The 5,526-nt window shown below is 67.8% G+C and carries 5 protein-coding genes and 1 pseudogene; 3 read left to right on the top strand and 3 right to left on the bottom strand.

Features of this window, described 5'->3' with window-relative positions:
* Together ACFWF3_RS22290 and ACFWF3_RS22285 are read left to right on the top strand one after the other, a co-directional pair.
* Positions 1 to 272, top strand: a pseudogene (locus ACFWF3_RS22290) (hypothetical protein); the annotation flags it as partial.
* The gene (locus ACFWF3_RS22285; RefSeq protein ID WP_379315131.1) at positions 272 to 1,432 is read left to right on the top strand and encodes a phosphotransferase family protein; all 1,161 of its coding nucleotides are present in this window, start codon (positions 272 to 274) and stop codon (positions 1,430 to 1,432) included. The pseudogene ACFWF3_RS22290 and the gene ACFWF3_RS22285, both read left to right, overlap by 1 nt.
* A gap of 63 nt (positions 1,433 to 1,495) precedes the next feature.
* On the opposite strand, the gene ACFWF3_RS22280 is transcribed toward ACFWF3_RS22285, so the two are convergent.
* Together ACFWF3_RS22280 and ACFWF3_RS22275 are read right to left on the bottom strand one after the other, a co-directional pair.
* The gene (locus tag ACFWF3_RS22280; RefSeq protein ID WP_378992913.1) at positions 1,496 to 2,752 is read right to left on the bottom strand and encodes an amidohydrolase family protein; all 1,257 of its coding nucleotides are present in this window, start codon (positions 2,750 to 2,752) and stop codon (positions 1,496 to 1,498) included.
* Positions 2,753 to 2,812: 60 nt separating this feature from the next.
* The gene (locus ACFWF3_RS22275) at positions 2,813 to 3,673 is read right to left on the bottom strand and encodes an acyl-CoA thioesterase (RefSeq protein ID WP_379315130.1); all 861 of its coding nucleotides are present in this window, start codon (positions 3,671 to 3,673) and stop codon (positions 2,813 to 2,815) included.
* A gap of 130 nt (positions 3,674 to 3,803) precedes the next feature.
* Here ACFWF3_RS22275 and ACFWF3_RS22270 point away from each other — a divergent pair, with 130 nt between their 5' ends.
* Entirely contained in the window at positions 3,804 to 4,121 is a 318-nt protein-coding gene (locus tag ACFWF3_RS22270) for a hypothetical protein (RefSeq protein WP_379315129.1), read from the top strand.
* A 16-nt stretch (positions 4,122 to 4,137) separates the two neighbouring features.
* On the opposite strand, the gene ACFWF3_RS22265 is transcribed toward ACFWF3_RS22270, so the two are convergent.
* On the bottom strand, positions 4,138 to 5,526 hold a 1,389-nt coding region (locus ACFWF3_RS22265), incomplete at its 5' end, for an amidohydrolase family protein (protein ID WP_379315128.1).

Genomic DNA, 5,526 nt, shown 5'->3' with positions numbered 1-5,526 from the left:
CCCTCGCACTCTGGTACGGCTGGCCGACCCTGTCGCTGCAGGAGATCTGCGACGAGATGATCAAGGTCCGCTACGACGACGACGCCTTGGAATGCCAGTATCCCGCCGATTTCAACGCACCGCCGCTCGGCGGGCAGCCCGAGGCGGCCGGGCAGACCACCGCACGTGACGAATGGGGCGTCCAGCCCAAACCCGGTTGGGACCACATCGGATTCCGGGAGCTCGTCCATCGCCACAACGAGCGGATCGCTCGAGAAGGCGGGGGCCGATAGTGCGCGATTCGGTACTCACTGCCCGAGCCGTCGGATCGGCGGTGGGGCAGGCGGTGCGGGTCGCGGTGGACCGCGCGGTGCCGGGAGGCGCCGCGCGCGTGCCGCTACGCGTGGAAGATGTCACCGAGGCCTGGCTCGCCGAGGTCTTCGAGGTGGCACCGGAACGGATCCATCGGATACGTGTCGTGGAATCCCACTCCGGGACCGCGGCGCGGGCGCGCATCGAGGTGACCTCGGACGCCGATATTCCCGAGTTCCTGTTCCTGAAGCTGCCGTCGCGCAACTACTTACAGCACGTCCTGATGAACCTGTTCAGCCTCGGGTCGCGCGAGGTCACCGCTTATCGCGTACTGGGCGACACGCCGCCGATCCGGGTGCCGCGCTGCTACGCGACCCGCTCCGACCGGGTGCGTGGTCGCGATGTTCTGGTCTTGGAGGATCTGTCGCCGACCGCGCGTTTTCGTACGGTTGTCGATCCGCTCGGCCGCGACGAAGCGGAGGCTGTCGTCGACGCCATGGCGGATCTGCATGCCGCCTTCTGGCGCGACCCCGCGGACGCGGCGGCGGGCACTTCGTCGGGCCCACGGTCGGAAGTGGAAACCCAGCTCGGGCTCCTGATCCGGCGCCGTCTGCTCGGTGAGCTCACCGGGCCCGCCGCGGACCTGGTCCCGGCGACGATCCGGGAGCAGATCCGGATCTTCTACGAGCGGGGCAGGGAGATCGACGCCTTCTGGGCGCGTCAACCGCAGACCTTGATTCACGGTGACCCGCACCTGGGCAACCTGTTCTTCGAGGACGCGGGACCGGGCTTCCTGGACTGGCAGATCTCGACAACGGGTTGTGGCATACGCGATGTCGCCTACTTCGCCAACGCGTCGGTGGAACCCGAGTTGCTGCGCGAGATCGAACGCGGACTCGTCGAGCGCTATGCCGCCCGGCTCGCCGCCGCCGGCATCGCGGTGGATCCTGAGCGGCTGTGGACGCTGTACCAGGTCGGCATCACCGAGTTGCTGCTCGCCATCGTCTGCACCGCGGAGGCGGGCGAACGAATGCAGTCGAGCGCGGTGACCCGGTGCGGCGTCGCGCGGGCCGTCGCGGGCGTCGAGGCGCACAACAGCCTGGTACTGCTCGCCGCATTGCTCGATGGCAGGCGCGTCTGAGGTCGGGCGCGCCGGAAGGCTGCTGCCGCCGAATCCGATTCGGCGGCAGCGCAAGTCGTTGGGTCAGTGGGTTGTCGTGGTAGCGGCGCTCGGTTCGGGGTTGGCGATGGGCAGTCCGAGGAAGCGGCGGGCGTTGTCGCCCATGAAGTCGTAGGTGCGCTGGACGTCCATGCCTTCCGCGTATTTCCAGAAGCCCTTCGGCTCGGCCAGACCCTCCGGATGCGGGTAGTCCGAGCCGAAGAGGACTTTGTCCCAGCCGACGGTGTCGACGACGTCGGCCACGCACCCTTCCCAGAACGGGCTGACCCAGATATTGCGGCGGAACACCTCGTGCGGGTGCTCGGGGAAGTTCTGCGGCATCTTCTTGTACAGGTCTTCGAAGTCGTGGAACAGCGGGTAGATCCACGAACTGCCGTTCTCGACGCTGGCGACACGCAGCTTCGGGAAGCGGGTCAGGGTGCCGTGGCAGATCAGACTCGTGATCATGTCGGAGATCTCGCGGTGGCCCAGCGCCATCCAGCGGAAGGGGCTCTGCGCCATGAAGTTCGCGGTGTGCGGCGGTTCCCAGGAGGCGATGTAGCTGTCCAGCGGGGGGTAGCTGGCGTGCAGCACGATCGGCAGGCCGGCGGCCTCGACATCGCGCCAGAACGGATCGAATTCCGGCAATGCGGGTGAACGCCAGCCGTGCAGGCCGTTCACCGGGCCCGGCTTGATCAGGGCGACCTTCGCGCCGTTGTCGAGGATGTACTCCAGTTCGCGCTGGGCCGCGTCCACCTCGGACAGATTGATGATCGGGGTCGAGTAGATCCGGTCGGCGTAGTTGTAGGACCAGTGCTCGGCCATCCACTGGTTGAGCGCGTGGATGATCGCCAGGGTGAGCTGTGGATCGTCGGCCGCCGAATGCTCGACCAGACTGGCCAGCGTCGGATAGTTGAGGGCCTCGACGACTCCTTGGCGGTCGAGCTCGGTGATCCGGTCCACCGGATTGCGGGTGGCCGCGGGTGCCTCGATCGCGGGTCCCTGCATCTCTCGCAGCGTGAGCCCGTCGGAGTTCTCGCCCGCGAAGAACTTCTCGTGCGCGCCGGGCGCGGCGACCCGCTCGAAGGTCGGGTTGGGGATGAAGTCGGTGACCTTGTTGTTGATCACGATCCGGGTCTGCCGACCGATCTGCGCGAACTGCACCGCACGCGCGTACTGCTCCGGCAGATACTTCGTCAGCGAGTCCGGGGTCTCGTACATGTGCTGGTCGGCGTCGAAGATCGGCGCATCGCGGAATTGCTCCTCGGTCCGGCTCGCGGTCGGGTCGGCGGTGTTCGTCATCTGGTTCCCTTCCATCACTGCAGTCTTAGCTACTGTAATGCATACAGTATAAGTTGTGGTTCACCTGGCCGGGACGGCGTCGACATGGAACCTGAGCAGGGCCTCCTGGGCGAACGAGGCGACCAACGTGCCGTCCGCCGTGAAGACGTCCCCGCGTCCGAAGCAGCGCCCGTGTGCGATCGTCGCGCCGTAGTGGCGCAGGAGTAGCCAGTCGTCGGTGGCGAACGGCCGGTGGAACCAGACCGTGTGCGAGGTCGTCGCCGAGGTGAACGCGGTGCCGTTTCCGCGTTGGTCGATACCGTCGAACGGGCGCAGCGCGGTGCCGATCACGTTCAGGTCGGTGGAATAGGCCAGCAGCGCCGCGGCCGAGCCTTCGTCGTCGAGGGTGGGCATCCGCATCCACAGGTCGTAGTCGGTCCGTCCACAGCCGGGGGCGTCGAGATCGGTGACCGACCTGGTGTCCCAGGGGAGTAGGTCGAATCGGACACGGTTCTCGGGGCCCGGCAGTGAGGCGGTGGGGCGAAGGGGCTGGTAGGACGGGCCCGCTTCGGCGGCGTGGAGCGAGACGGCGCACGTGGCGATCGGGCGGCGGCCCTGCGTTGCGGTCACCGTCAGCGCACCGAACGAGCGGCCGTCGTGCAGTAGATCGGCGAGGTAGTGAACGGGGGTGTCGGAGGTGCCCTCCCGGAGGAACGACGCATGGAGGGATTTGACCGCTTTGCTCGGGTTCGCCGCGTTCGCCGTGCGCACGAACTGGCCGAGCAACTGCCCGCCGAAAAGGCGCCGGTGGGGCAGGTGCTGGTTCGGCCCCTCGAAGGTGTGTGGCGGACCGGTCGGGCTCGATCCCGCGCCATCGGTGGGCGGTGTGGGTATCGAGCGAAGTTCGAGGCAGGCCGCGAGGTCGTTCCAAATGTCTTCCACGGGAAGATTGTAAGTCATACGGTAATAGTTACAGTATATCCCTGATCTGCACTCGGGATCGAATTCTCTCACCTATGGTTGTGGCAACAGTATGAGTGTCAGGTTCTCGCGGATGCCGAGGTGATGGTCGATGACGAACTACAAGGATTTTCGGCGCAGGTCGCCCACGATCGGCGACCGGCGATCGTCGGCGTCACCCGCCGCCGACGAGCACGACGCGCCGATCCCCGGCGAGGTGGTTCGGACCATGAGCCACGACCTGCTCGACTATTTCGCGAAATGCCCACGGTGCGGTTACGCGGCGCAGGCATCGGAAACGGTTCGGGCCTTCTCGAGCGGGTTGGTCGAGCGCAGGCTGTATCGCACGTGCGGGTTACCTTGTGGTTGGCACGATTCGGCGACGCAGGTCGCCGATACGGTTCCGGCGGTTGCGCTCCCCGCTCCGTAGCCGACGATCACGGCGCTCACGCGAACAGTGCACGATCGACGGCATCGGCCGACGGCTCGCGTAGTACCTGTTCCAGCGGCGCTCGCAGCACGACGAGATCCGCGGGTGCCCCCCGCCGAATCCGGCGCGGGCGCCCACCCGGGTCGTCGACGGGGGTGAGGTATCCCGCGAGTGCCTGTGCGGGCGTGAGGCATTCGTCCGCGTTTAGGGTCGTGCCGGTTTCGGTGGAACGGCGACTGGCCGCGGCGATCACTGCCCACGGGTCGAGTGGGCCATAGGGCGAATCGCTGGACATGGCGAGGGGGACACCCTGCGCGAGCAGGCTTCGGCAGCGATACAGATCGTCGAGGTCGTCGGGTTCGACGTGGTCGAGGTAGTAGTCGCCGCGCTGGGACAGAAAACCCGGTTGGGTGATCACCCGCAGGCGGTGGCGGCGCAGATCGGCGATGCTGTCGGCGGGAACCAGCGCCGCGTGCTCGACGCGGTCGCCCGGGAAATCTCCTGCCACATCCAGGGCGGCGAGCAGCAGGAACAGCGCTGCACGGCTGACGCAGTGGACGGCCACGGCCCGCCCGCCGCGGTGGGCGGTGCGAATCCGATCCACCAGCGCGTCGAACTGTGGGAGTCCGGAGTCGGCGATGACGATCTTGTACGGTCCTACGCTGACCCGTTCGGGCAGTGGCGTGACGCTGTGCGCGGGCTCGCCGCGCAGGGGGACCCCGAGCAGGTGCAACCGCTGCGGCAGGTCGCCCTCGGTCACAGCGGTGACCAGTGCGGCTGCCGAGCGGGCCGACAGATCGGGGGTCGCGTCGGTGACACCGGTGATGCCGTAGCCGGTGAGGATCGCGCCGAGCGAACCGAGGTGCGGCGGCGTCGCGGGTGGCAGCCGGGTGCGTAACCAGTTGTCCGCGCGCCAGATCCGGCCCGTCGGGACACCATCGGCAGTGCATTCGACGCCGGGATGCGCCGCGTCGGTGATCTGCGCTGCGACGAGCGCGGCGGTGTTGAGGATCCACATCGCGCCACTGCGGTGCTGTACTCGCACCGGTCGGCTGCCGTGCAGGGCGTCGAGGGCGAGCGCGTCGAGATCGCCCGCGACGGTGTCGACATAGCCGACGCCGCGAACCCAGCCGTGCTCGTCGGCCGATGCCTCGGCCAGGGCAGTGCCCAGCGCGCGGCGGTTCGGGACGGCCGGTGGGCCGCAGTGCACCGATGCCGCGTCGGCGGCCGTGGCGTGTAAGTGCAGGTGATGATCGTGGAGACCGGGAATGACGGCACCACCGCGCGCGTCGATCACCTCCGTCGCCCCGTCCGTGGACAGCGACCGTCCGATATCGTCGATCCGGCCGTCCCTGATCCGGAGATCGAGTCCGGGGATGCCGTCGATCTCCGCGTCGAGCACGAT

It is taken from the genome of Nocardia sp. NPDC060220 (assembly GCF_042727815.1).
GTDB lineage: Bacteria > Actinomycetota > Actinomycetes > Mycobacteriales > Mycobacteriaceae > Nocardia.
This window is presented reverse-complemented; position numbering and strand designations above follow the sequence as displayed.

Excerpts from the sequence above, each read along its gene's own strand:
- ACFWF3_RS22280 (WP_378992913.1), bottom strand. The coding sequence starts at position 2,752 with ATGACGAACACCGCCGACCCGACCGCGAGCCGGACCGAGGAGCAATTC.
- ACFWF3_RS22270 (WP_379315129.1), top strand. The coding sequence starts at position 3,804 with ATGACGAACTACAAGGATTTTCGGCGCAGGTCGCCCACGATCGGCGAC.